The following is a 23,993-nucleotide window of genomic DNA, read 5'->3' as shown; positions in this document are numbered from 1 at the left end:
CCTTAGTCCTCTAAAAATCCCGTTAAAGGTGAAGATGCACTTGCTCCTCTTTCAATTGTACGACCAAGACCTGAAAGATAAGCACTTCTTCCGGCTTCTATTGCTTTTTTGAACGCCTCTGCCATAAGAGGAATATCTCCGGCTGTCGCAACGGCTGTGTTTGCCATAACTGCGGCTGCACCCATTTCCATAGCCTCACAAGCCTGTGAAGGACGGCCAATTCCGGCATCTACAATAATAGGAAGGTCTATTTCGTCTATAAGTATCTGGATAAAGTCCTTTGTGCAGAGTCCTTTATTTGAGCCGATAGGTGAGCCGAGAGGCATTATACATGCCGCTCCGGCATTTGCAAGATCTCTTGCGGCATTAAGATCCGGATACATATAAGGCATTACAACAAATCCTTCCTTTGCAAGTATTTCGGTTGCCTTTATTGTTTCATAGTTATCGGGAAGAAGGTATTTTGAATCATGCACAACCTCGATTTTAACAAAGTTTCCACAGCCAAGCTCTCTCGAAAGTCTTGCTATACGAACAGCCTCGTCTGCGTTTCTCGCTCCTGATGTATTTGGAAGAAGAACTATATCCTTAGGAATATAATCAAGAATGTTTGCAACTCCGCCTTCGTTGGCACGTCTGAGTGCAAGTGTAATTATCTGTGCTCCTGCTTTTTCTATACAAGCCTTTACAAGCTCAAGTGAAAATTTTCCCGAACCGAGAATAAAACGTGAAGTAAACTCATGTCCGCCCAAAACAAATTTATCATCATTTAAATTCATATCAATGCCCTCTCTCTAAATAATCAAACTTCCTCTTCACCGAGGATAAGACGAGTAATCATATTTGCCTCATGTGCCGCACAGACCGCAACTCTCGGAGCCATAAGTCCGTTTCCGTAGCTCGGTGCGGTAACTCTGTCGCCACATAAATAAAAGTTCTTTGTGATGCGTCTTGTCACAATACTGTTACTGCTGCCGAAGCCTGCCATTCCCGATGCGGAAACAAGCTTTTTCTCCGGAAAATATTCCATTATTCCGTTTACTAAAAGTGCCTTTGCATCCGGATTATCAAATGCCTCGCAGACTATATCATTATCGCAGAACAGCTCTTTTATATTTTCCTCCGTAACCCTTACACAATCGGTTTTTATCTCTATATACGGATTGATTTTCATAAGCAGAGATTTTAAAGCCTCCGTTTTATACATACCGACATGCTCCATAAAATACTGCTGACGGTTAAGATTTGTGACATCAACAACATCAAAATCAATAAGATGAAGATGCCCAACACCGATTCTTGTCAATGAATATGCCACATTGGAGCCAAGACCGCCAAGGCCGGCTATTGCCACATTTCCGGCCGACAGAACAGCCTGTATCTCCGGTGAATGTCTTTCATTAAGTGCGGCATAAATTTCCTCTTTAGATAATTGTTTCTGCATTTTATCAACCTCCTCCGACAAAGCTGACAACCTCAAGACGATCTCCGTCCTTTAACATAACCTCGGAATATCTGTATTTAGGCAGTATATCACCGTTCATTTCAACGGCAACTCTCGAAAGCTGATATTTATTCTGTTCAAGATACTCCATAACAGTAAGCTGTGATTCTAAAGCTATTTCCTTTCCGTTTACAGTAATCATACAAAAACCTCCCTTCGAAACTTATGACCGGCTCTGAAAACTAAAAAAGAGCTCACAAAGAATTACACCCGTGGTGGTGTACCCCTTCATGAACTCAGTTCACTCTCAACTGATCATATTAAGTTTAGTAGTAAATTGATAAATTTAAGGTCAGAGCCTTTAAGATTTTGCCGATGTATAAAAAAAGAGAGATACCAAAGTATCTCTCGTAATAATCATATACGTTCCTACGTTGGCATTATCCAAATCAGGTATGGTTACATTCTCATGTACCAAGGGTCGAAGTCTTTGCTTCCTCTCAGCCTTTTACAGCTCCCCTGTTCAATTTACAAATACAGTATACATATTGTATATTAAAATGTCAATATATTACGCCAAATTATTTCAGTTAATTACACTTTATTTAAAATACTCATCAACAAGGCTTTTTGCTTTTTCACTTGAAATATTATAGCTTTCCGATACTTTTTCGGTTATTTTTTCTATATACTTTTAAATTAATAAACCCCATCTGCACAAATAGTACAGACAGGGTTTAAGTTCAACATATTATTAAATTATTATTTCAATTATGCTCCGAGTAAACCGGCAAAAAGACTTTCCAATGAAACAACTGTTTCACCTTCGGCAGGAGCTGTAAGAGGATTTGTATCTGCAGCTGTTACGCTTGCTTTATATTCCATATAAAGCTTAGTTAAATCCATTGCATTGAAATTAAGCTTCATTTCTGAGTTAAGGTTGCTGTCATTCTTTGCAGTTAATTCAACTGTCATATAACCTTCCTGGCTTACCTTCATTTCGATTAATGCAGATGCGTCATCTCCGAGAACAAATTTATAATTAATATTCATGCCGTCCTCTGTTGTTGTAAATTCTGATGTATAAGCACCGTTATTATACTTAAATGAAGAATCTCCAAGCATCTTGCAAATCATATCGTAAGCTGTTTTGATATCATTATAGCTTGTAATACTGTCAACAGGCATAGCTTTAAGCGTCTCTAAAACATAGCCGTCAAAATCTCCGTTTTTGATAAGATTAACAAGCATATTCATATCCATGCCGTTTGAGCCTGTCATATCCATAAGTGAGTTGAAATCTAATTCAAGCCAAGCATCCTTTGAAAGACCGAATGATTCAAAAAGTGTTGATTTAAGATAAAGCTTTCCTGCTTCTGTATTATAAATAACCTTTGTATTTGAATCCTCAATTGCAGCTAAAACAGTTTTTTCAGCATCTGATACTTCGGGATTGCCATCCGCATCCTTTGCATTATAAACATCAGACATATCTAACTTAAGGCCTACATTTATATTTGAAGCCCTTTCATTTGTTTCACCTGAAATTGTTCCGCTAAAAGGAACTTTAACTGTGTTATCTGTAACTACTTCAACATTACCATTGAACATACCGTTTGTTTTATAGCTTGTCGGTGTATTTTCAATAGTTTTATTTACATATTTTTTGATAATATCAAAGCTTTCGTTTCCGAGCTTATTAACATCAACAACAACTACTGTTTTGTTTTCATTGTCCCAGCCGATCATATATCCGGCAGCCTCTGCGAGGTCACGAATGCCGAGATAATCTCCTGTATTAACATCAAGAATTGTGTTTCCGACTATGTATTTTCCGTTATTTAAAATACCGTCGATGCCAAGTACCTCGTTTACCTTGTCAGCCTTAATACAAGCTTTTCCGTTTACAAGGCTTGCTACTGTTTCACTCTTAACTCCGTTTACCTGAATGCTTGTATCACCTTCGGCGGCAAATGCCGGTGCACATACCGATAATGACATAACTGATGCAAGTGTTACTGCTAATGCTTTCTTTTTGAAATTCATATGAATTCCTCCCTTTAAAAATTTGTGTTTATAATTATATTTTAATTAAAAGCCGAGATCATCATTTACAATAATAACCTTTATTCTTGAAGGTATCATTGAAAATCTTGTTATAACTACCTGTCCGCATATAGAATCTTCACCGGAACAGTTGCCGCATTTTCCTGTTTTTGAACATGGTGTAACCTTACCTGTAAATCTCTGCATATTTATCGGAGCCGCAACATTTCTTGCTCTTTCAATGGCAGCCTCTTCCGAGTGCATAATTTTGTTTACGCCTGTTATAACAATTACCTGCTTAGGTCCATAGCAGAGTGCCGCAACTCTATTTCCGAGTCCGTCAATATTAACAAGCTCGCCATCCGATGTCATTGCATTTGTGCTCATAAGGAAAGTATCACATAAAAGTGCTTGACGCTGGATTTCTCTCATTTCCTCAGTTGAGCCGGCAAGGTCACGGTCCATAACATTATATTTTCCGCTTTCCTTAACAAGCTTTGTAAGTCCCATATCACGTATAGTCATTGAACCGCCCCATGATATTGAATCTCCTTCGGGAATAAGGCTTAACGCAAGCTTATTTGCTTCTTCAATCGTTTCGCAGTAGTAAGCATCCATTCTTCTTCTTTTAAGGCCTTCGATAGTGCCTTTAACAAGAAGCTCTGTATGTCCCTTACGTATTTCCTTAGCCGTTACAACCTTCTGATAGTCATTTACATTCTGTCCCAATGTAATCTCCTCCGTTTAATTAAAAAATCTCTCTATTTTGTTTATATCCGATGTCATGCTGCGCAACAGCATATCGGCAATAACCAATGCACACATAGATTCAACAACAACAACCGCTCTCGGAACTATAATAGGATCATGTCTGCCCTTTATTGTTATTTCATCATTTTCACCGTTTTTATTTACGGTAAGCTGTTTTAACGATATGGATGGCGTAGGTTTAAATGCCGCACGAATAACAATATCGCTTCCGTCGGAAATTCCCCCGAGTATTCCTCCGGCATTGTTGGACAGCTTAACAATTTTTCCGTTTTCGTTTCTGAACGGATCGTTATTCTCCGAACCCTTAAGCTTAGAGGCTCCAAATCCCGCACCTATTTCGACGCCCTTTACAGCACCCAATGAAAAAAGTGCTTTTCCGAGCTCTGCATCAAGCTTATCGAAAACAGGCTCGCCGATACCTGCCGGAACTCCGCTTATGATACATTCCGCAACACCTCCGGCACTGTCGCCTTCCGACATTATTTTCTTGAGATATTCCTCTGCTCTTTCTGCCGCAGAATTATCCGGCATAATAAGCGGATTATCAAAACGCTTTGTCAAGTCGGCTTTTTCTCTGTCAATTTCTATATTGCCTATCGAAACCGTATATGCCGCAACATCTATTCCGAGTCTTGAAATAAATTTCTTTGCAACCGCACCTGCCGCAGTTCTGCACAGCGTTTCCCTTCCGGAGGAACGTCCTCCTCCACGGTAATCACGAAATCCGTATTTTGCGTCAAAGCCGAAATCCGCATGTCCCGGTCTGTATCTCTCGGCTATATTACTGTAATCTGCCGAATGATGATCCGCATTATAAACAATAATCGTAATCGGTGTACCTGTTGTTCTGCCTTCAAACACACCGGATAATATCTGTGCCGTATCGCTTTCGTTTCGTTTGGTTCCGTATGGATTTGAACCCGGTTTTCTTCTGTCCAGCTCCTTCTGAATATCCTCTTCACAAAGCTCAATTCCTGCCGGACAGCCGTCTATTGTAACTCCGAGTGCTTTGCCATGGGATTCTCCCCATGTAGTTACCCGGAATAAGGTTCCGAATGTCGAACCTGCCAAATCAATCATCTCACTTTAAAATATATTATTCTTATCTAATTATGTATTTTTTATTATAGCATAAATTAAACCAAATATTAATTACAAATTTCTAAACATTTGTTATAATTGATAATAATATAAACAAATATAATTAACAAATTTCAAAGGGGTAAATTTTAAATGCAGACGCATGAAATAATAGAAAGCAAAAGCAATCACATAATAAAGGAGCTTAAATCTCTTTCGGAAAGAAAATACCGCAACCAGAGTGGATTATTTATAGCCGATGGCTTAAGATTTGTAAACGAAATACCCAAATCGGTAAATGTTGATAAATACGTATTTTCCGAAAGCTTTGCCGCTAAAAATGACATTTCGGTATACAAAAAGCGTGCCGATACCTACATCATATCCGACAGGCTTTTCGCCGACATAAGCGAAACGAAAAATCCACAGGGAATAATAGCTGTCTGCCACAAGCAGGAATATTCTGTAAAGGATATAATAAAGAAAAACGGTTTTTATATAATATGCGAAGAAATGAATGATCCCGGAAATCTCGGAACCGTAATTAGAACAGCTCATGCGGCAGGTGTTGACGGAGTTATACTCTCCAAAGGCAGTGTTGATTTATATAACAGCAAGGTTCTCCGTTCAACAATGGGTTCTGTATTCAAAATACCTGTTGTACAGGAGGCAGATATAGAGGAAACAGTTGAATATATGCACAAATGCGGAATAAAACTATTTGCTGCTCATCTTAAAGGAAAAAAACAGCACTTTCAGGCTGATTATACAAAAGGCTGTGCATTTATGCTTGGAAATGAAGCGAGAGGTCTTTCCGAAGACTCTGCCATGCTTTGTGACGAGCTTATAAAAATACCTATGCCCGGCGGTGCAGAATCACTGAACGCTTCTGTTGCGGCGGCAGTACTTATGTATGAGGTCGTAAGACAAAAACTTAATGTATAAAAGTTATGCTCTCCGAGCAAATAATCGGAGAGCATTTATTTTTTAATATGTAAAGCCTGTTCTGAATATACCGAATTCCCTATGTCCGAGAGCCTCTGCTTTTGGCATTTCACCGTTGCATACATCAACTATTTTATCAAAAAGCTCCTGTCCAAGATCCTGAAGCTTAACGCCTTCTGTGATGATTTTTCCGGCATTAATATCTATGTTGTCAATCATATTATTATATGTAGATGAATTTCCTGTTATTTTGATTACAGGTGCAATGGGACTTCCGGTAGGTGTTCCTCTGCCTGTCGAGAATACTATAACCTGTGCTCCTCCGGCAACCATACCTGTTATGGAGTCAATATCCTGTCCGGGAGTATCCATAAAATAAAGACCTTTCTTGTTTGTCGGAAGCTCCTCCGCATATTCAAGAGTACCTTTAAACGGACTGTGTCCTGCTTTATGCATACAACCCAATGATTTTTCCTCGATTGTCGTAAGTCCGCCGGCTTTATTACCGGGTGTAGGCTGTCCTTCTCTAAGGTCATGTCCTGCGGCAATGGATCTGTTTTCAACTCTCTTGACCATTTCAAGGAATTTCTTTCCTTCGTTTTCGTCCTCAAATCTCGGATAAAGAAGGTGTTCTGCTCCTATAACCTCCGTTGTTTCACTGAGAATACTGCTTCCGCCCATGCTTACAAGCATATCCGATGCAACACCGATAGAAGGATTAGATGCAAGTCCGCTTGTCGGATCGCTTCCGCCGCATTCAAGTCCGAGAATAATTTCGCTTATGTCAAACTCAACCTTATTCTGCTTTGAAATCTCTCTTGCCATTTTTCCGGCAATTTCAACGCCCTTTGAAACGGTTTTAGCTGTTCCGCCTTCTTCCTGAATGACGATATATTCAACAGGCTTACCTGTTGTCTTTATTTCGTCGGCAATATCTTTAGCCTGAATGCCTTCACAGCCAAGACCTACAACAAGCACAGCACCTACATTGGGATTTTTTCCGAAGCCGACAAGCGTACGCTTTGTTGTGTCAAAGTCATCACCGATTTCACAGCAGCCATGCTGATGAGGAATTGCAATCGCTCCGTCAACAAGCTTTGCAATGTTTACCGCTGTTTCACTTGAACAGACAGATGCCGGAATTATAAGAAGATGGTTTCTTATTCCGTAACGGCCGTTTTCTCTTTTATAACCCATTAATTTCATAATAATATTCTCCTCACTTTCTGTCGCCTCTGCCTCTTGTGCTTTCGCAGTTATGAACATGAACATAATCTCCCGTATGTATATCAACCGTTGCAGTACCAATTATCTGTCCGTATTTCATGCAGTTTTCGCCTTTTTTGATGTCTGCTATCGCCATTTTGTGAAAAACCGGAATATCTGCATTTGCAGTATAATCCTTTCCTTCTATATTTATCGTTTCGCCTTTTTTTATTTCCCTTAAGCATGTAACAAGGTTGTCCTTTTCATCAATGTGAAGTGCTGATTGCATTTTTATCTCTCCTTTGTTATAAATTAATTCGCCGCTTTTTTATTTACTCGCTTATCAAGGAAGCTTACAAGTATCGGGCAAAGTATAGCAGTAACAATAACTGCTGTTGCAACCTGAATAGTTGATACTGCAGCTACTGCAGCAAGTGTAGGGTCTGCCGCTGCAACTGATTCCGGTGTTCCTACCGCATTTCCTGCTGTTGTTCCGACTGCCGCACCTACTGCAGGATTCTTTGCTCTTAATACCTTCATTACAAAATATCCGGCTATACCTGTAAGTAATGTACAAAGAACGCCGAGAAGTATTCCCGGTAAGCCTGCCTGGAAAATCTGTGTAAAGTTAAGGCTTGCTCCGAGAGGGAAAGCAAAGAAAGGAATAAGCACTGTTGTTCCATGTGCAAGGAACTGTCTTAAATCTTCATCAAGGTTTCCGAGTATAAATCCGAGAACGATAGGTACTATACAAGCAACAAGTGTCATGTAAGGAATTGTTGCAAGACCTGTTGCTCCGAGTGCAACAAGAGTAAAGAACGGTCCATCGTTCAATGATAATACGGAAATAGCTCCTACGTCAGAAGCATCGCCGTATTCACCGGCAAGAGCCGCATACATACCACCGTTTGAGTTTGTAACTGCCGCAATAAACGCAAGCGGCGTAATTCCGAGCAAACCGTTTGTACCAAATACCTTACCGATAATCCAGCCTAAGCCCGCACCGATAACAAACTTAGAGACTGTAAGTCCAACACCCTTCGCAAGAGGTGCTCCGACATTTTTGAAATTAATCTGTGCCGCATTGCAAAGGCAGAATAAGGCAATTAATGCCGATGCACTGCTTTTAAACAGAGCAGTTGTAAAGCCTCCGATTTCAAGTGCACCCGGACAGAATGTGTTGAATGCAGCTCCTATGAGCAGCGGAACAACCATAAGTCCACCGGGAATTTTTTGAACAGTTTTTAAGATTTTCATAATAATACCTCCTAAATTTTTGCTTTTCAGCTTATTCGCTTATATATAAAGCAAATACCGTGCCAAAAATTAAATCTCGGAGATAAATGTACGTTTTTAACAAAAATCATTGCTAAAACTGTATTAAAGCAAAAACAAATTGTACATCATTCACAAGCATTTAATTTTATCCAATTTTACCCAATTTAATCATTGTGTAATTTTGAAACATTATTGTTTAACTTTAAAACCCGTATCTTATTTTGAAACAGATAATTTTCTCCAAAGCGTAGATCTGCTTATTCCGAGTATTTTACAGGTTTCTTTTATATTATGATTTGTAAATTCATATATATCCTTTATATATTTATCGCTGTGAGCCTCAAGTGATTCAATATTAAAGACATCAGTATTATTTTTTATTTCAGAATCATCTGCTATTTCTTCACTTTTATTCAAATTCTCAAAAGAGCCGATTACTGTGCTTTCCTCCATAATTCCTCTAAGCTCTCTTACATTGCCCTTGTATGCCATATTTTCAAGTCTGTTTTTTACTGTTTCATCAATAGTTAGCATTTCGGTTTTATATTTTTCCGAAAAATATTTCAAATAGTGTTCGGCAAGAGGAATTATATCGTTACGTCTTTCTCTCAACGGCGGAATATAAAGCTTAAGTATGCCTATTCTAAAATACAGATCGGTTCTGAATTCATTTTTCTCCGTCAACTCTCTCAAATTCTTATTCGACGCACATATTATTCTTACATCAACAGGTATAACCTTATCACCACCGAGTCGAACAATCTGTTTTTCCTGAAGCACTCGCAATAATCTGCCCTGAAGCTCCAATGGCAGCTCACTTATTTCATCAAGAAAAATTGTTCCTTTATGTGCAAGCTCAAACACTCCTGCCTTTCCGCTCTTTTTTGCTCCCGTAAATGCTCCGGCATCATATCCGAAAAATTCACTTTCTATAAGGCTCGGTGCTATTGCCGCACAGTTCACCGCAACAAACGGCTGATTTTTTCTTGAACTGTAATTATGAATACTCTGGCAGATAAGCTCCTTTCCCGTTCCTGATTCTCCGTTAATCAATATCGGTGCGTCAACAGCAGCGTATTTTTTCGCTACATCTATTAAATCATCTATATTTTTACTTACATGAATAATATCTTCAAAATTATACTTAGCTGTAAATCCGTTTTTATTCATGCTTCGTCTTAAGCTATGCTCAAGCTTACTGATTTCATCGCTCTTCTGAAATGAAAATACATATCCGTCGTTATCGTTGTCAATCCTTATCGGAACAATATTTACGGCATATTTAACATCATCAATATTATATATTCTTCCGGAAACCTCCCTTTCAGGAAAGCTCTCAATACCAAATAATGTTTTTATATTGTCTACCATGTGCGTATTCAGTATTCTTTCCGCCGCTTTGTTTACTATTTTGAAATGCCCTTTCTTATCGGTATATATAACACAGTCATGTACACTGTTTATTACCGTCCGTATTTCATAATTTTTCTTAATCTGATGCTCCGAATTTTCGAGTATAAGCTTTGCCATTCTTATGGATTGGGAAATACTTTCGTCTGTCGAATCTACCGCAATTCCTACGCAGTCCAGCTCCTTGATTGCCTTTTCCACAAGTACATCTCCGACAAATCTTTTTATTCCGGCTTTCTTGCATTCCTCAACAGCCTTCGGTATCTGTCTTTCATCGGTTATTTCTTTAAAGCAAAACCGGTAGTCACACAAATTGCTTAAAGCTTCAAATCCATATATTACATTTTTAAAGCCTATAACACCGACAGGCTCTTTAGTGTCCGCAATTTTGTTATATGCCTCTATGCAGTCTGCCGTTGATACCTTTATTTCAACAACAGGAACAGAAACCTTTGACTTTATAAGGCTGTATGTTCCTCCTCGGCTTATAATAACCTTTCCGCCGTCGGCAATAAATTTTTCAGCTATTCTTAAACCGTCCTCAAGCACGCCTTCCTTAACATCGACGTTTTTAATGTTTTCATTTTTAACCGTACGACATGAGTTTTCATAAACTCTCGGTGTAGGTGCAACAAGCAATATATCATTCATATAAAATTCCTCCGTTGACTTAATTATAAATTAAGCCAAAGTTCTGTTCAATCCAAATTTATACAGACATTTTACAATAATTTTGTTTATGCAATATTACATACAAAAACACAGTTGTTATTTCTAAAAATCCGAATATGTATTTTCAAAAGATATTTTAAACAAAATTTATATTATCAGATATTAAAAAAGATATTTATTTTTAATATTTTTCTCATCAAATTCTAATTTTCACCGTTGTATAAAATGTTGACATTCAAAAGCAAAATAGTATAATAATAAAAGTTAGCATACTAACCATTAGCATCATAACAATTAAGAAAGGAGGTAATTAAATGGAAATATTGATGATTGGTGAAATCAAAGCTCTTAATAATCTTATTAAAAGAATGATGGTTTCTCATCATCTGAAATGCAAGGCTCCGAGCGACATTACCGGTCAGCAGATGAACGTCATTACGTTTTTAAAGCATTCCGACGACGAAGGCAGAGATGTCTTTCAGCGAGATGTTGAATCCTCTCTTAACATAAGGCCTTCAACCGCAACGGGAATACTTAAATCACTCGAAAAAAACGGATATATCAAAAGAGTCAGCGTTCCCAGTGATGCAAGACTTAAAAAACTGGTTCTTACCGAAAAATCTTCTGCTATATTCGAAAAAATCGATCCGTTTATAAAATCAATAAATGATAAATTAATGGAAGGTCTTTCAGAAGAAGAAATAGAACAGTTTTTCAGCACAATAGAAAAGCTCAAAAAAAATATAGATAAGCTTTCAAAAATTTAACAACAGGAGGAAACAAAAATGGGTATGATTAAACAACTGTCAAAATCCATAAGACAGTATAAAAAGGATGCCATACTCTCACCTGTATTTGTTACCGGAGAAGTTATTCTTGAGGTACTCGTACCTACAATAATGGCTATGCTCATTGATAACGGTATCAATAAGGGTGATATGAATTATATCATTAAAGTCGGTATTATTCTTATTATCTGCTGTATTGGCTCTCTTTTCTGCGGTATAATGAGCGGAAAATATGCCGCTAAGGCATCAGCCGGCTTTGCCGCAAACTTAAGACACGATATGTATTACAAGGTTCAGGATTATTCATTCCTTAATATCGACAAATTTTCAACTGCGTCTATCGTAACAAGACTTACAACAGACATAACAAATGTACAGATGGCATTTATGATGATTATAAGAATTGCGGTACGAAGCCCTGTTATGCTTATAAGTGCTTTCTTTGCCGTATTAAAAATAAACAGCCGAATTGCTCTTATTTATCTTTGTGCAATTCCTATTCTCGGCATCGGCTTATATCTCATAATGACAAATGCACACCCTATTTTCAAGCGTGTGTTCAAAAAATATGATAAGCTCAACGCTATCGTACAGGAAAACCTTTATGGCATAAGAGTTGTAAAATCCTATGTACGTGAGGATCACGAAATAGAGAAATTCGACAATTCATCACAGGAAATTTATGATGACTTCACTAAGGCAGAAAAGCTTCTTGCCTTTAACGCACCGCTTATGCAGTTCTGTGTTTATGCCTGCCTTCTTTTTGCTTCATGGCTCGGTGCAAAATATATAATCGGCGGCCAGATGCTCACAGGAAATCTTGTCAGCATAACAACATATACATTCCAGATACTTATGAGCCTTATGATTCTTTCTATGGTATTTGTTATGATAACAATGGCAAAAACCTCTGCCGAACGTATTACGGAAATTCTTGCCGAAGAACCGGACATCAAGGATATAGACAAACCTGTAACTGAAGTTAAGAACGGCTCAGTTAAATTTGAAGATGTTTCCTTCAGCTACGCAAAGAGAATGGATAAGCTCTGTCTCAGCCATGTAAACCTTGATATTAAATCAGGCGAAACAATCGGTATAATCGGTGGAACAGGTTCATCGAAGAGCTCACTTGTTCAGCTTATTCCCCGTCTTTATGATGTAACGGAAGGCTCTGTTAAGGTCGGCGGCGTTGATGTAAGAAATTATGATATTGAAGCACTCAGAGATGAGGTTGCAATGGTTCTCCAGAAAAATGTACTTTTCAGCGGAACAATAAAAGAAAACCTCCGTTGGGGCAACAAGGACGCAACAGACGAAGAACTCAAGCATGTTTGCGAGCTTGCCTGTGCCGATGAATTTATCGAGCAGTTCCCGGATAAATACGACACATATATCGAACAGGGCGGTTCAAACGTATCAGGCGGTCAGAAACAGCGTCTTTGTATAGCAAGAGCACTTCTCAAAAAGCCTAAAATTCTTATTCTTGACGACTCAACAAGCGCTGTCGATACAGCAACGGACGCAAAGATAAGAAAGGCATTCCGTGAAGAAATTCCGGAAACAACAAAATTCATTATTGCCCAGCGTATTTCATCGGTTGAGGACGCCGACAAGGTAATAATAATCAACAACGGTAAAATCGAAGCCTTCGGTACACCCGATGAGCTCATGAAAACAAACGATATTTATCGTGAAATATATATTTCACAGACAAAGGGAGGCGAGGAAGAATGAGCGAAAAAGAAACAAGACCTATGCCACAGGGCAGAAGCGGCGCCAGAGGAAAAGCCAGAGGCCCCAAAAATGCGAAGCTCACAATAAAAAGACTTCTTTCTTATATAAAAGCCTACAAAATACAGTTTATATTTGTTATAATTTGTATTATAATAAGTGCAGCGGTAAATGTTAAGGTTTCAAGCTTTATACAGACCGTTATCGACAGCTATATAACTCCCATGCTTTCATCTGGAAGCACCGATTTTTCCGGTCTTCTCGGTGCAATAACACAAATGGCTGTTATATGTGTTATCGGTATACTTGCAACATTTTTATACAACCGAATAATGGTATCGGTATCACAGGGCGTTCTTAAGCGTGTTCGTGACGATATGTTTGCTCATATGCAGACTCTTCCTATCAAATACTTCGATACACATACTCACGGAGATATAATGAGCCATTACACAAACGATACCGACTCACTCCGTCAGATGCTTTCGCAGTCACTTACAATGTTTATGTCTTCTGCGATAACAATTATTTCTGTTGCAATAACAATGCTCAGATTAAACTTATGGCTTTCTGCCTTTGTTGCCGTATTTATTTGTCTTATGCTTACGGTAACAAAATCGGTTGCAGGAAAGTCATCAAAATTTTTCATTAAACAGCAGCAGGCACTCGGTTCGCTCAATGGCTATATTGAGGAAATGATAAACGGACAGAAGGTTATCAAGGTTTTCTGCCACGAAGAGGCTGCAAAGGAAGGCTTCGACCGCAAAAACGAAGAACTTCGCCATAACATGACAAGTGCAAACCAGTATGCCAACATACTTATGCCTATTATGATGAACCTCGGAAACCTTGAATATGTCTGCATAGCAATATTCGGCGGCTTCCTTGCAATAAAAGGTATCGGCGGACTTACTCTCGGTACAATAGCCGCTTTCCTTGCTCTTTCAAAGAGCCTTACAAATCCTATCGGCCAGGTATCACAGCAGCTTAACTCGGTTGTTATGGCACTTGCCGGTGCAGAGCGTATATTTGAGCTTATGGACGAAGAGCCTGAAAAGGACGGCGGAACAGTTACTCTTGTCAATGCTGAAATCGGCAAAGACGGAAAGCTTACAGAAACAACAAAAAGAACAGAGCTCTGGGCATGGAAGGTTCAAAACACCGACGGCACATACGAATATCGTGAGCTTAAGGGAGATGTAAGACTTAAAGACGTTGACTTTGCCTATGAGGAAGGCAAAACAATACTCCATGATGTATCTCTCTTTGCAAAACCCGGTCAGAAGATTGCCTTCGTTGGTGCAACCGGTGCAGGCAAAACAACAATAACAAACCTTATCAACCGTTTCTATGACATTCAGAGCGGTTCAATAACATATGACGGAATAGATGTTAAGAACATCAAAAAACCTGATCTTCGTCATTCACTGGGCGTTGTTCTCCAGGACGTAAACCTCTTTACGGGAACAATAATGGAAAATATCCGTTACGGCAGACTTGACGCAACAGACGAAGAGGTTATTGCGGCGGCTAAGCTTGCCAATGCACACGACTTCATCTCTATGCTTCCCGACGGCTATGACACAATGCTTACCGGTGACGGCGGAAGTCTTTCACAGGGACAGCGACAGCTTATATCAATAGCAAGAGCCGCAGTTGCCGATCCTCCGGTTATGATACTTGACGAAGCAACATCATCTATTGACACACGTACTGAAGCAATAGTACAAAAAGGCATGGATTCACTTATGGAAGGAAGAACGGTATTCGTTATCGCACATCGTCTTTCAACCGTAAGAAACTCAAAGGCAATAATGGTTCTTGAGCACGGACGCATTATTGAACGAGGAAACCATGAAGAGCTTATTGCACAAAAAGGAAAATATTATCAGCTTTATACAGGTGCATTTGAGCTTGAATAAAAACTCTAAGTTGAAATCAGTATTTCGACTTGTTTAAATCAAGGTATGAACGGCTATTCCATCGGCTTAAAAGCCTTGAAACTATTGACCATGCAAGTATGCACCCCGAAGAAAACGGGGCGGTCGCAGACCGTTTTGCGTAGCAAAATGCTTTGACCATAGCATGGTGGCGAAGCCACTTTCGCTTGCGAAAGTCATGACTAAAGCCGTTCTCCTTGACGGGAATGAATCCCGTCTATTGACCGCACAAGACAGTGCGGCGGCAAAGCCGCTTTTGCTTTTTTAAAGCAAAAGTCATGACTGTATGGATTCCATTCGGAAAACCGCTGACTGTGCAAGAAGGCACAGTTGCGAAGCAACTTTCGTTTATGAAAGTCATGACTGTTGTTTTCCGAACCTTTCCGCTTACAAATTTCTTGAACTCATAAAATGAAAATCAAATTTCTATTTATGGTGTTTACTTTCCTAATCTCTGTTTCAATCAATAAATATGAGCGTTTATTAATTATGAAAGGAACATGAATTATGAAGGAATGGTTAAACAAATTTATACAGGGTCGTTACGGCGGCGATGAATACGGCAGACATCTTTCCGTTATTGCCATAGTTTTTCTGCTTTTGTCTGTAATTTTTTACAACATTCTTCAGATAACCATTGCATCATCTATCTGCTTTGTAATCGGTATGGGAATTATTTTCCGCTGTTATTACAGAATGTTTTCAAAAGACATAACTCACCGTACAGCCGAAAATGAAAAGTACCTTGCAAGCAAGGCAGAAACCGACAAATTAAAGGCCCAGCGTAAAGCAAGAGCCGAGCAGAAGAATACCTACAAATTTTTCAAATGTCCAAACTGTAAGGTATACAACCGCATTCCTAAGGGAAAAGGCAAGGTAGAAATCACCTGTCCCAAATGCGGAGAAAAATTCACCAGAAAGAGCTGATTATAAATGTTCGGATATGTAACAGCAAATGTTGACGCTCTCTCCGAGGACGATTTAAAAGCATACAGAGGAATATACTGCGGACTGTGCCGTTCCTTAAAAGAACGGTATGGTTCGCTTAGCCGTATTATGCTTACTTACGATATGGCTTTTCTTATACTGGTTCTCTCCTCTCTTTATGACGAGCAGTATTCAGAGGAAAATGGAAGATGTATTATACATCCGAAAACCGAACATCTTTTCAGCATAAATACCATAACTCAATATGCAACTGATATGAGCATTGCTCTTGTGCACAACAAATTTATCGACGACTGGAACGATGATAAAAAGCTGACTGCCAAGCTTGCGGCCTGTGTAACACAGAAGGATTACAACAAAGTCTGTTCGGAATATCCCCGTCAGTGCGGAGTGATGGAAAAATGCCTTGCAGAGCTTACAAAAATCGAACATGAAGGCGTTTCCGTTCCCGATGCTCCTGCCGGAATATTCGGTGAGCTTCTTGCGGAAATATTCATATATAAAGAAGATGAATACAGCGACACACTAAGACAAGTCGGCAGACTTTTAGGCGAATTTATATATATAATGGACGCATGGGACGATTTGGCCTCGGACATTAAAAAGGAAAAATATAATCCATTAACATTTATGCCGTCGGAAAACGTAAAACCTATTTTAACAATGCTTATATCCGACTGTGCTGAAAAATTGTTTTCACTTCCACTTAAGCAGAACATAAATGTTATAAAAAATATAATTTATTCCGGAGTCTGGATGCGTTATAATTTAAAAGAAAACAAAGATAAAAAACTCTATACGGAGGATACGGATAAATGACAGAAGATCCATATAAAGTACTCGGAGTATCTCCGTCGGCAAGCGATGAAGAAATCCAGAAGGCATATAGAAAATTAGTCAAAAAATATCACCCGGACGTAAATCCCGGTGATGAAAATGCCGAAAGAAAAATGCGTGAAATAAACGCTGCATACGATCAGATTAAAAATATCCGTGAAGGAAAAGCCTCCGGTTCATACGGCAATACAGGCAGCTCACAGACATCCGGCGGATATTACGGAAACTACGGCGGATTCTCATGGGAAGATATATTCGGTCAGGCATACGGAGGTTTTTCGCAGCAGCAGAACGAAGCCACCAATGAGCTTACAGCCGCAAGAAACTATATAAACTCCGGTCATTACAGAGAGGCACTCAATGTTCTCAATTCCGTAAATCCGGCTGAAAGAAACGCAAGATGGTATTATTTCCATGCTCTTGCAAACTACGGACTCGGAAACAAAATAGAGGCAATGAACAGTGCACAGCAGGCGGTACGCATGGAGCCGAACAATGTTGAATATCAACAGCTTGTCCAGCGTTTACAGAGCGGAGGAACAACATACCGTCAGTACAGCAGTACAATTCCTATGGGTGCAGGCACAGGTGTATGCCTTTCCATATGTCTTGCAAATCTGCTTTGCAATATGTGTATTCCGAGAGGAATTTGTTTCAGACCGTTTTAATAATGTTAAAGTCAAAAACAGCCATATCCGAAAAACCGGATATGGCTGTTTGATTGTAGAGAAAGCTATTTTTATACAACGTAATATATTATGACACAATCGTTATGACAAGCTTTCGACTTAGCTGTCCTTATCCTCTGAGGAAACCTTCTATGATTTTTTCTTCTGCCTTTTCCTGTGTAAGTCCGAGAGTACGGAGCTTTATAATCTGTTCTCCGGCTATCTTTCCTATTGCCGCCTCGTGTATAAGAGATGCGTCGATATTTCCGGCAAAAAGCTCCGGTGCGGCATTTACCGTTCCATTGCCGACAAGTATAGCATCGCATTCGGAATGTCCCGTACATCGGCAGTTTCCGCTTATTCTTGAATGATATTCCTGGTGTGAACTGCCCTTTGCTACCGAACGGGAAATAAGATCAACACCTGAATCCTCTCCGTTCAAATCAACTGAGAAATCAGTTGACGCTTTTTCATCACCGTCGGTCATTATACGCTCATGTATAATAAGCTTTGCTCTTGCGCCAAGCTTTGCAGATGTTTTTCTGAATGTGCTGTCAACGCCGCTTATCTGCACAGTATCCATTTCAAGAACAGAATCCTCTTCAAGATATGCGTCCGTAACAGGATCTATTTTCTTTGCTCCTGTTCCGTTTCCCGTACCGATATGCTTTTCTTTATAAAGCACATGAGAACCCTTCGCAAGGAAAAATCTGTGTATACCGTTATGTTTTGCCTCTTCATCATTGTCCGTATGCACACCACAGCCCGCAACAATAACAACGTCTGCACCTTCTCCGACGTGGAAATCGTTATAAACAAGGTCATCGACATTTCCGTGTGTTACACAGGCCGGAATATAAACCGTTTCGCCCTTTGTTCCCGGTTTGATATATATATCAAGTCCCGGCTCATCTGTTTTTGACTCTATCTTAATATTTTCCGTTGATCTTCTTCCGGCACACTGGCTGTTTTCTCTTATATTAAATGCTCCGTTGTATGTTCCGTTAAAATCGTCCGAAAGTATACTGAGAAGCGAAAATGTTGTATCGTTCATTACTGCATACCTCCCTTTTTATCCTTGCCAAGCGGACACTTATTGCCCTTTTCTCCTGCCAAAAGCTGAGGAAGTATTTCGTCCTTATCTCCCTGCATACGTATTTTTCCATCGGCAATGACAATTATGTTATCGGCAATATCAAGTATTCTTTCCTGATGCGATATTATAAGAAGCGCCTCTCCATGCTTCTGCTTAAGCTCTTCAAAGGCATCAATAAGTCCCGTAAAGCTCCAAAGGTCGATTCCTGCCTCCGGCTCATCAAAAACAAGCACCTTTGAATTTCTTCTTGCGAGAACAGATGCAATCTCTATTCTTTTGCTTTCACCGCCGGAAAGTGATGCATCAACATCTCTGTTGATATATTCCTGCGCACAAAGACCAACTTCGCCAAGAACACTACACATTTCACCTTCCGTAAGTGTCTCACCTGCAGCAAGCTCAAGTAAATCTCTTACTCTTATGCCCTTAAAACGAACAGGCTGCTGAAAAGCATAGCCGATTCCGTTTACAGCACGTTCGGTAATGTCCCAGTCGGTAATATTCTTTCCGTCAAGAAGTATCTCTCCGGCTGTCGGTTTTTCAAGTCCGGCAATTATTTTTGCAAGGCTCGTCTTACCTCCGCCGTTAGGTCCTGTTATAACTGTAAGTTTTCCGTCAGGTACGGTAAACGAAACGTCCTTTAATATTTCTTCGCCGCTGTCAAGCTTCCAGCGAATATTTTTTAATTCAAGCATTCTAAAAAAACCTCCTCACACCTAAACGGTGTATTAAAAACTATATCAATCGGGATAAACAAGTGATTTATCCTTTTCAAGTGCATCTTTATATTTTTTAGCATAAAACTTAGCCATATTCAAATTCTGTTCGGAATAGTTTCCGCATTCTTCCGGCTTTGCTCCGGGAATTTCGCCTTCGAAGCCAATCATAAAATCAAGCATTTCCATAACAAGCGGATAAACGTCCTCGCTTGTGAGCTTTCCGAACATAACAAGATAACAGCCTGTTCGGCAGCCCATAGGCCCAAAGTATACTATATTTTCTTTTTGTGCCGAGTTTCTCAAAAATGTTGCTCCGAGGTGCTCTATTGTATGGAGCGCCGGAACATCAACAACAGGCTCTCTGTTCGGTGCTGTAATACGAAGGTCAAATGTAGTTACATCAACATCCTTGCATTTATCTCGTCTGGAAACATAAAGTCCGGGTATAAGCGTTAAATGATTTATACGAAAGCTTTCAATTCTTTCCATATTAACATCTCCTGTAGATTAGTATTATTAAAGTATACCATATTAATATGAATTCCTCAATACAAAAACCCGCATTTCTGCGGGCTAATAGGAATTAATTAAAAATTATAATTATTTATTTAATAACTCTTTCATATCTTCTTCCGGTGTTGTTATCGGTGCAATGGCAAAATTCTCTACAAGGTAATTAAGTATGTTAGGTGATACAAATTTAGGCAATGTCGGTCCAAGCTTAATATTCTTTATTCCGAGATGAAGAAGTGTAAGAAGTATGCTTACCGCCTTCTGTTCATACCATGAAAGCACCATTGATAAAGGGAGTTCATTCACTCCACAGCCGAAAGCCTCTGCCAGTGCAACGGCAACCTTAATAGCACTGTATGCGTCATTACACTGTCCCATATCCATTAATCTGGGAAGACCACATATTGTGCCGAGGTCTAAATCGTTAAATCTGTATTTGCCGCAGGCAAGTGTAAGCACAACCGTATCGGAAGGTGTCCGCTTTACAAATTCGGTATAATAATTTCTTCCGGGCTTTGCTCCGTCACAGCCGGCAACAAGGAAGAAATGCTTAATATCTCCGTTCTTAACCGCATCAATAACCTTATCGGCAACGGAAAGCACAGTGCCGTGTCCAAAGCCTGTCATTACCTTATTTCCACCGTTTATTCCGGTAAAGCTCTTATCTTCGGTATATCCGCCAAGCTCAAGTGCTTTTTCGATAACAGGTATAAAATCGTGATTTTCGCCGATATGCACCATTCCCGGATAGCCAACCGCATCGGCAGTAAACACTCTGTCTGCATATGATGCCTTAACCGGCATAATACAGTTTGTTGTATACAGTATGGGGGCAGGAATATTGTCAAATTCCTTCTGCTGGTTCTGCCATGCAGTTCCGAAGTTGCCCTTGAGATGGCTGTATTTTTTAAGCTCCGGATAAGCATGAGCCGGAAGCATTTCGCCATGTGTATATATATTTATTCCTTTACCATCCGTTGCCTCAAGAAGCTCCTTAAGTATAAGAAGGTCATGTCCGGTCACAACTATAAACGGGCCTTTTTCAACCGAAAGCTCAACCTCTACCGGCGAAGGTGTTCCATAGGTTTCCGTATTAGCTATGTCCAGAAGTTCCATACATTTTAAATTAATTTCTCCTACCTTCATAACAATAGGAAGGAGCTGTTCCATTGATAAATCCTCACCTATGTTGAAAAGCGCCTCATAGAAGAAGTGATTTATTTCTTTATCCTCATAACCGAGAACTCTTGCATGCCATGTATATGCCGCCATACCCTTTATGCCGAAAAGTATGAGTGATTTAAGTGAACGGATGTCTTCGTTGTCCCCCCAAAGCCTGCTTAAATCATAATCCTCTGTTCTTGAGCATGGCGATGCACAGATTGAGCAGTCGGGAACAAGTCTATTTTTCTCCTTATGCACTCTTTCGATTAATTTATTTATTGCGTCATCATCAAAATTTACATTTGTCACTGTTGCAAAAAGTCCTTCAAGCATAAGCTTGTCTGTTTCTGCTGTTACCTCATTTCCGTACGAGGCCCTTGCAAGACCGATTAATGCTCCTGTTAATTTATCCTGTAAATCCGCTGTAGCCGCTGTTTTTCCGCATACGCCTGCCTTTCCGATGCAGCCTGCACAACCTGCTGACTGTTCACACTGAAAACAAAACATAATATTCTCCTCCGATATATATAAATTTATATTTCAATAATCCTTCCGTCTGTTGAAATAATGGTTACCTGCCATGGTATCATCTTTCCGCTGTCCATAAGTGCTTTCTTTACTGCATTTTCAAGGCCTCCACAGCAAGGAACCTCCATACGCACAATGTCAACACTCTTGATGTCATTGTTTCTGATAATCTCCGTAAGCTTTTCGGAATAATCCACACCGTCAAGCTTAGGACAGCCAATCAATGTAACATGGTTTTTAATGAATTTATTATGGAAGTTTCCGTAAGCGAATGCTGTACAGTCTGCCGCAACAAGGAGCTTTGCTCCGTTGAAATAAGGTGCATTAACAGGTACAAGCTTTATCTGTACGGGCCACTGGGTAAGCTGGCTTTCCATAGATATTTCTGTTGTCGGCTCTGCATGCTCTTCATGCTTTCTTACAAAGCTTTTTGCCATTGTTGAAGGACATACAAACGGTGCTTTTTTCTGCTCCTTTGCCGCTTTAGACGCAAGAACTGCGGCTTCATTATATGCAGGGGCCTCTCTCTCCTCAAATGTAATCGCATTTGCAGGACAAGCCGGAAGACAGTCGCCAAGTCCGTCGCAATAATCCTCACGCATAAGCTTTGCTTTTCCGTCAACCATATCTATTGCACCTTCGTGGCAAGCGGCGGCACAAAGACCACATCCGTTACATTTACTTTCATCTATCTTAATTATTCTTCTTTTCACAATTTTAATCTCCTCTCTTTATGCTCTTTGATTGACTTTATGATGAGATTATAATAAAATAATTAAACTAAATCCGTTGTAATTACAACATAAGGAGATTTTTTATGAAAACTACTGCTGAAATACTTACCAATTCACCGTTATTCAAAGGTATACCGTCATACAGCATAAATCCTATGCTCGGCTGTCTTAAGGCAAGAGAAAGAAGCTACGGAAAAAATGAATTTATATTAAATGCAGGCGTATCCTCTGCCGAAATAGGCATAGTTCTTTCCGGCAGTGTACAGATTATAAAAGAGGATATATGGGGAAATGTTACCATATTAGCACAGCTCGGCGAAGGAATGCTTTTCGGCGAGGCATTTGCACTCGCCGGAGTAGATACAATTCCGGTATCGGTTTATACCGTAAAGCCGAGCAGAATTATTTTTCTTGACAGAGATCGCACAGTAACTCCATGCAGTGCATCATGCGAATTTCACCATGATGTTTCTCACAATATGCTTTCTATACTTTCACAGAAAAATATGTTCCTTACAGAAAGAATGGAGCATCTCTCCAAGAGAACGCTCCGTGAAAAAATTCTTTCATATTTATCTGATGTTTCAATAAAAACAGGCAGTAATGAATTTGATATTCCTTTCGACCGCCAAGGGCTTGCCGATTATCTTGCTGCCGACAGAAGTGCAGTTTCGTCTGTGCTCGCAAAACTGAAGGCGGAAGGAATATTGGATTATAATAAAAATCACTTTGTTCTTATTAAATAACCAGACTCCAAATTTCACTTTCATCGGCTCTGTAATAACATTCGTGGCTGTTCGCCGCCTCGCAGACAGCCATATAAAACCAATCGTCCCTTGAAACATCGGTGAATGTCTTTTTATCCTCAAGGAGATCTGTTTCGTATTCCGGAAATCTGTCCAAGGCGTAATTAATAAAGAACACCGCCTCGGCTCTTGTTATATATTCATCGGGATGAAAACTGCCGTCGGTATAACCGGCAAACCAGCCGCCAGCCGCCGCCTTTTCAATATACTCTTTAGCCCAATGATCTTTTAAATCCCAGAATTCCTTTTTAGGCTCATTATCCTTTGTAAAGCCGTAAAGCATAACGGCAAACTCTGCTCTTGTTATATTCTCCTCCGGACGAAAGCTTCCGTCATCATAACCACTTATTATTCCCATGTTATAAAGTCGCTCAACCGCATCATATGACCAGTTATCAGCACCGACATCTTTAAACTTTTTATATACATTATCCGACGCAATATCCGTTAATCTGCATACAATAACGGCAGCCTCCTGCCTTGTAATAAATTCATAAGGTCTGAAGCTGCCGTCCGAATATCCTGTTATATAAGCATAATGCAGTTTTTTTGAAACATATGGTTTATCCTTGGAAAATGCGGCATCGGGAAACGCAGCAACAGCCGACAATGAAATAAGTATCATAGTCACAACTTTTATTATTTTTTTCATTTAGTATTTTAGTCCTC

24 protein-coding genes are annotated in these 23,993 nt (G+C 39.6%); 8 read left to right on the top strand and 16 right to left on the bottom strand.

Annotated elements, in window-relative coordinates; translation table 11 throughout:
* Positions 1-2: 2 nt before the first annotated feature.
* The 6 genes from KQI66_RS02810 to aroC form a co-directional block, all read right to left on the bottom strand.
* Positions 3-779: a thiazole synthase gene (locus tag KQI66_RS02810; protein WP_216427171.1), complete on the bottom strand. Its 777-nt coding sequence runs from the start codon at positions 777-779 to the stop codon at positions 3-5.
* A 23-nt stretch (positions 780-802) separates the two neighbouring features.
* The gene (thiF, locus tag KQI66_RS02805) at positions 803-1,444 is read right to left on the bottom strand and encodes a sulfur carrier protein ThiS adenylyltransferase ThiF (protein WP_216427170.1); all 642 of its coding nucleotides are present in this window, start codon (positions 1,442-1,444) and stop codon (positions 803-805) included.
* Positions 1,445-1,448: 4 nt separating this feature from the next.
* A complete protein-coding gene (thiS, locus tag KQI66_RS02800; protein ID WP_216427169.1) occupies positions 1,449-1,646 on the bottom strand; it encodes a sulfur carrier protein ThiS in 198 nt (65 codons plus the stop codon).
* A 569-nt stretch (positions 1,647-2,215) separates the two neighbouring features.
* Complete coding sequence (locus KQI66_RS02795) at positions 2,216-3,490, bottom strand: hypothetical protein (protein ID WP_216427168.1); 1,275 nt, start codon at positions 3,488-3,490, stop codon at positions 2,216-2,218.
* 45 nt (positions 3,491-3,535) lie between these two features.
* Complete coding sequence (locus KQI66_RS02790) at positions 3,536-4,219, bottom strand: lactate utilization protein (RefSeq protein ID WP_253287636.1); 684 nt, start codon at positions 4,217-4,219, stop codon at positions 3,536-3,538.
* 15 nt (positions 4,220-4,234) lie between these two features.
* Positions 4,235-5,332: a chorismate synthase gene (aroC, locus tag KQI66_RS02785; protein ID WP_216427167.1), complete on the bottom strand. Its 1,098-nt coding sequence runs from the start codon at positions 5,330-5,332 to the stop codon at positions 4,235-4,237.
* A 162-nt stretch (positions 5,333-5,494) separates the two neighbouring features.
* Here aroC and KQI66_RS02780 point away from each other — a divergent pair, with 162 nt between their 5' ends.
* Positions 5,495-6,286, top strand: a complete 792-nt coding sequence (locus KQI66_RS02780; protein WP_216427166.1) for a TrmH family RNA methyltransferase — start codon at positions 5,495-5,497, stop codon at positions 6,284-6,286.
* A gap of 42 nt (positions 6,287-6,328) precedes the next feature.
* On the opposite strand, the gene KQI66_RS02775 is transcribed toward KQI66_RS02780, so the two are convergent.
* The 4 genes from KQI66_RS02775 to KQI66_RS02760 form a co-directional block, all read right to left on the bottom strand.
* Entirely contained in the window at positions 6,329-7,492 is a 1,164-nt protein-coding gene (locus tag KQI66_RS02775; protein ID WP_216427165.1) for a UxaA family hydrolase, read from the bottom strand.
* A gap of 13 nt (positions 7,493-7,505) precedes the next feature.
* Entirely contained in the window at positions 7,506-7,781 is a 276-nt protein-coding gene (locus KQI66_RS02770; RefSeq protein WP_216427164.1) for a UxaA family hydrolase, read from the bottom strand.
* A gap of 23 nt (positions 7,782-7,804) precedes the next feature.
* Positions 7,805-8,749 (bottom strand): 2-keto-3-deoxygluconate permease, encoded by a 945-nt coding sequence (locus tag KQI66_RS02765; RefSeq protein WP_216427163.1) that lies wholly within the window; start codon positions 8,747-8,749, stop codon positions 7,805-7,807.
* Positions 8,750-8,986: 237 nt separating this feature from the next.
* Positions 8,987-10,831 carry a sigma 54-interacting transcriptional regulator gene (locus KQI66_RS02760; RefSeq protein WP_216427162.1) on the bottom strand — a complete coding sequence of 615 codons (1,845 nt, stop codon included), beginning with the start codon at positions 10,829-10,831 and terminating at the stop codon, positions 8,987-8,989.
* A 335-nt stretch (positions 10,832-11,166) separates the two neighbouring features.
* On the opposite strand from KQI66_RS02760, the gene KQI66_RS02755 reads away from it, so the two are divergent.
* The 6 genes from KQI66_RS02755 (at position 11,167) to KQI66_RS02730 (ending at position 17,764) form a co-directional block, all read left to right on the top strand.
* Positions 11,167-11,619 carry a MarR family winged helix-turn-helix transcriptional regulator gene (locus KQI66_RS02755; RefSeq protein ID WP_216427161.1) on the top strand — a complete coding sequence of 151 codons (453 nt, stop codon included), beginning with the start codon at positions 11,167-11,169 and terminating at the stop codon, positions 11,617-11,619.
* 24 nt (positions 11,620-11,643) lie between these two features.
* Entirely contained in the window at positions 11,644-13,374 is a 1,731-nt protein-coding gene (locus KQI66_RS02750; RefSeq protein WP_216427232.1) for an ABC transporter ATP-binding protein, read from the top strand.
* A complete protein-coding gene (locus KQI66_RS02745) occupies positions 13,371-15,293 on the top strand; it encodes an ABC transporter ATP-binding protein (RefSeq protein ID WP_216427160.1) in 1,923 nt (640 codons plus the stop codon). Before KQI66_RS02750 ends, KQI66_RS02745 begins: the two co-directional genes overlap by 4 nt.
* 525 nt (positions 15,294-15,818) lie before the next feature.
* A complete protein-coding gene (locus tag KQI66_RS02740; protein ID WP_216427159.1) occupies positions 15,819-16,238 on the top strand; it encodes a zinc-ribbon domain-containing protein in 420 nt (139 codons plus the stop codon).
* Between the two features lie 6 nt (positions 16,239-16,244).
* The gene (locus KQI66_RS02735; RefSeq protein WP_216427158.1) at positions 16,245-17,078 is read left to right on the top strand and encodes a DUF5685 family protein; all 834 of its coding nucleotides are present in this window, start codon (positions 16,245-16,247) and stop codon (positions 17,076-17,078) included.
* Positions 17,075-17,764 carry a DnaJ domain-containing protein gene (locus KQI66_RS02730; protein ID WP_216427157.1) on the top strand — a complete coding sequence of 230 codons (690 nt, stop codon included), beginning with the start codon at positions 17,075-17,077 and terminating at the stop codon, positions 17,762-17,764. Before KQI66_RS02735 ends, KQI66_RS02730 begins: the two co-directional genes overlap by 4 nt.
* A gap of 130 nt (positions 17,765-17,894) precedes the next feature.
* Here the strand turns inward: KQI66_RS02730 and KQI66_RS02725 are convergent, their stop codons facing one another.
* From KQI66_RS02725 to KQI66_RS02705, 5 genes are all read right to left on the bottom strand, one after another.
* Positions 17,895-18,818, bottom strand: a complete 924-nt coding sequence (locus KQI66_RS02725) for a SufB/SufD family protein (RefSeq protein WP_216427156.1) — start codon at positions 18,816-18,818, stop codon at positions 17,895-17,897.
* Complete coding sequence (locus tag KQI66_RS02720) at positions 18,818-19,555, bottom strand: ABC transporter ATP-binding protein (protein ID WP_216427155.1); 738 nt, start codon at positions 19,553-19,555, stop codon at positions 18,818-18,820. Before KQI66_RS02720 ends, KQI66_RS02725 begins: the two co-directional genes overlap by 1 nt.
* Positions 19,556-19,600: 45 nt before the next feature.
* Positions 19,601-20,068: an S-ribosylhomocysteine lyase gene (locus KQI66_RS02715; RefSeq protein WP_216427154.1), complete on the bottom strand. Its 468-nt coding sequence runs from the start codon at positions 20,066-20,068 to the stop codon at positions 19,601-19,603.
* Between the two features lie 111 nt (positions 20,069-20,179).
* Positions 20,180-21,763, bottom strand: coding sequence for a hydroxylamine reductase (hcp, locus tag KQI66_RS02710; RefSeq protein WP_216427153.1), 1,584 nt, complete (start codon positions 21,761-21,763; stop codon positions 20,180-20,182).
* Between the two features lie 26 nt (positions 21,764-21,789).
* Complete coding sequence (locus tag KQI66_RS02705) at positions 21,790-22,497, bottom strand: ATP-binding protein (RefSeq protein WP_216427152.1); 708 nt, start codon at positions 22,495-22,497, stop codon at positions 21,790-21,792.
* A gap of 104 nt (positions 22,498-22,601) precedes the next feature.
* Here KQI66_RS02705 and KQI66_RS02700 point away from each other — a divergent pair, with 104 nt between their 5' ends.
* Positions 22,602-23,264 (top strand): Crp/Fnr family transcriptional regulator, encoded by a 663-nt coding sequence (locus KQI66_RS02700; RefSeq protein ID WP_216427151.1) that lies wholly within the window; start codon positions 22,602-22,604, stop codon positions 23,262-23,264.
* Here the strand turns inward: KQI66_RS02700 and KQI66_RS02695 are convergent.
* Positions 23,257-23,976: an S-layer homology domain-containing protein gene (locus KQI66_RS02695; RefSeq protein WP_216427150.1), complete on the bottom strand. Its 720-nt coding sequence runs from the start codon at positions 23,974-23,976 to the stop codon at positions 23,257-23,259. The genes KQI66_RS02700 and KQI66_RS02695 overlap by 8 nt on opposite strands.
* Positions 23,977-23,993: the final 17 nt, after the last annotated feature.

Origin of the sequence: Anaerotignum sp. MSJ-24, from assembly GCF_018918145.1 — a bacterium.
Classification (GTDB): domain Bacteria; phylum Bacillota; class Clostridia; order Lachnospirales; family Anaerotignaceae; genus Metalachnospira.
This window is presented reverse-complemented; position numbering and strand designations above follow the sequence as displayed.

Excerpts from the sequence above, each read along its gene's own strand:
- KQI66_RS02745 (WP_216427160.1), top strand. The coding sequence starts at position 13,371 with ATGAGCGAAAAAGAAACAAGACCTATGCCACAGGGCAGAAGCGGCGCC.
- KQI66_RS02775 (WP_216427165.1), bottom strand. The coding sequence starts at position 7,492 with ATGAAATTAATGGGTTATAAAAGAGAAAACGGCCGTTACGGAATAAGA.
- KQI66_RS02755 (WP_216427161.1), top strand. The coding sequence starts at position 11,167 with ATGGAAATATTGATGATTGGTGAAATCAAAGCTCTTAATAATCTTATT.
- KQI66_RS02770 (WP_216427164.1), bottom strand. The coding sequence starts at position 7,781 with ATGCAATCAGCACTTCACATTGATGAAAAGGACAACCTTGTTACATGC.
- KQI66_RS02735 (WP_216427158.1), top strand. The coding sequence starts at position 16,245 with ATGTTCGGATATGTAACAGCAAATGTTGACGCTCTCTCCGAGGACGAT.
- KQI66_RS02795 (WP_216427168.1), bottom strand. The coding sequence starts at position 3,490 with ATGAATTTCAAAAAGAAAGCATTAGCAGTAACACTTGCATCAGTTATG.
- KQI66_RS02695 (WP_216427150.1), bottom strand. The coding sequence starts at position 23,976 with ATGAAAAAAATAATAAAAGTTGTGACTATGATACTTATTTCATTGTCG.
- thiS (WP_216427169.1), bottom strand. The coding sequence starts at position 1,646 with ATGATTACTGTAAACGGAAAGGAAATAGCTTTAGAATCACAGCTTACT.
- KQI66_RS02810 (WP_216427171.1), bottom strand. The coding sequence starts at position 779 with ATGAATTTAAATGATGATAAATTTGTTTTGGGCGGACATGAGTTTACT.
- KQI66_RS02715 (WP_216427154.1), bottom strand. The coding sequence starts at position 20,068 with ATGGAAAGAATTGAAAGCTTTCGTATAAATCATTTAACGCTTATACCC.
- KQI66_RS02765 (WP_216427163.1), bottom strand. The coding sequence starts at position 8,749 with ATGAAAATCTTAAAAACTGTTCAAAAAATTCCCGGTGGACTTATGGTT.
- thiF (WP_216427170.1), bottom strand. The coding sequence starts at position 1,444 with ATGCAGAAACAATTATCTAAAGAGGAAATTTATGCCGCACTTAATGAA.
- hcp (WP_216427153.1), bottom strand. The coding sequence starts at position 21,763 with ATGTTTTGTTTTCAGTGTGAACAGTCAGCAGGTTGTGCAGGCTGCATC.
- KQI66_RS02750 (WP_216427232.1), top strand. The coding sequence starts at position 11,644 with ATGATTAAACAACTGTCAAAATCCATAAGACAGTATAAAAAGGATGCC.
- KQI66_RS02730 (WP_216427157.1), top strand. The coding sequence starts at position 17,075 with ATGACAGAAGATCCATATAAAGTACTCGGAGTATCTCCGTCGGCAAGC.
- KQI66_RS02740 (WP_216427159.1), top strand. The coding sequence starts at position 15,819 with ATGAAGGAATGGTTAAACAAATTTATACAGGGTCGTTACGGCGGCGAT.
- KQI66_RS02720 (WP_216427155.1), bottom strand. The coding sequence starts at position 19,555 with ATGCTTGAATTAAAAAATATTCGCTGGAAGCTTGACAGCGGCGAAGAA.
- KQI66_RS02700 (WP_216427151.1), top strand. The coding sequence starts at position 22,602 with ATGAAAACTACTGCTGAAATACTTACCAATTCACCGTTATTCAAAGGT.
- KQI66_RS02760 (WP_216427162.1), bottom strand. The coding sequence starts at position 10,831 with ATGAATGATATATTGCTTGTTGCACCTACACCGAGAGTTTATGAAAAC.
- KQI66_RS02780 (WP_216427166.1), top strand. The coding sequence starts at position 5,495 with ATGCAGACGCATGAAATAATAGAAAGCAAAAGCAATCACATAATAAAG.
- KQI66_RS02725 (WP_216427156.1), bottom strand. The coding sequence starts at position 18,818 with ATGAACGATACAACATTTTCGCTTCTCAGTATACTTTCGGACGATTTT.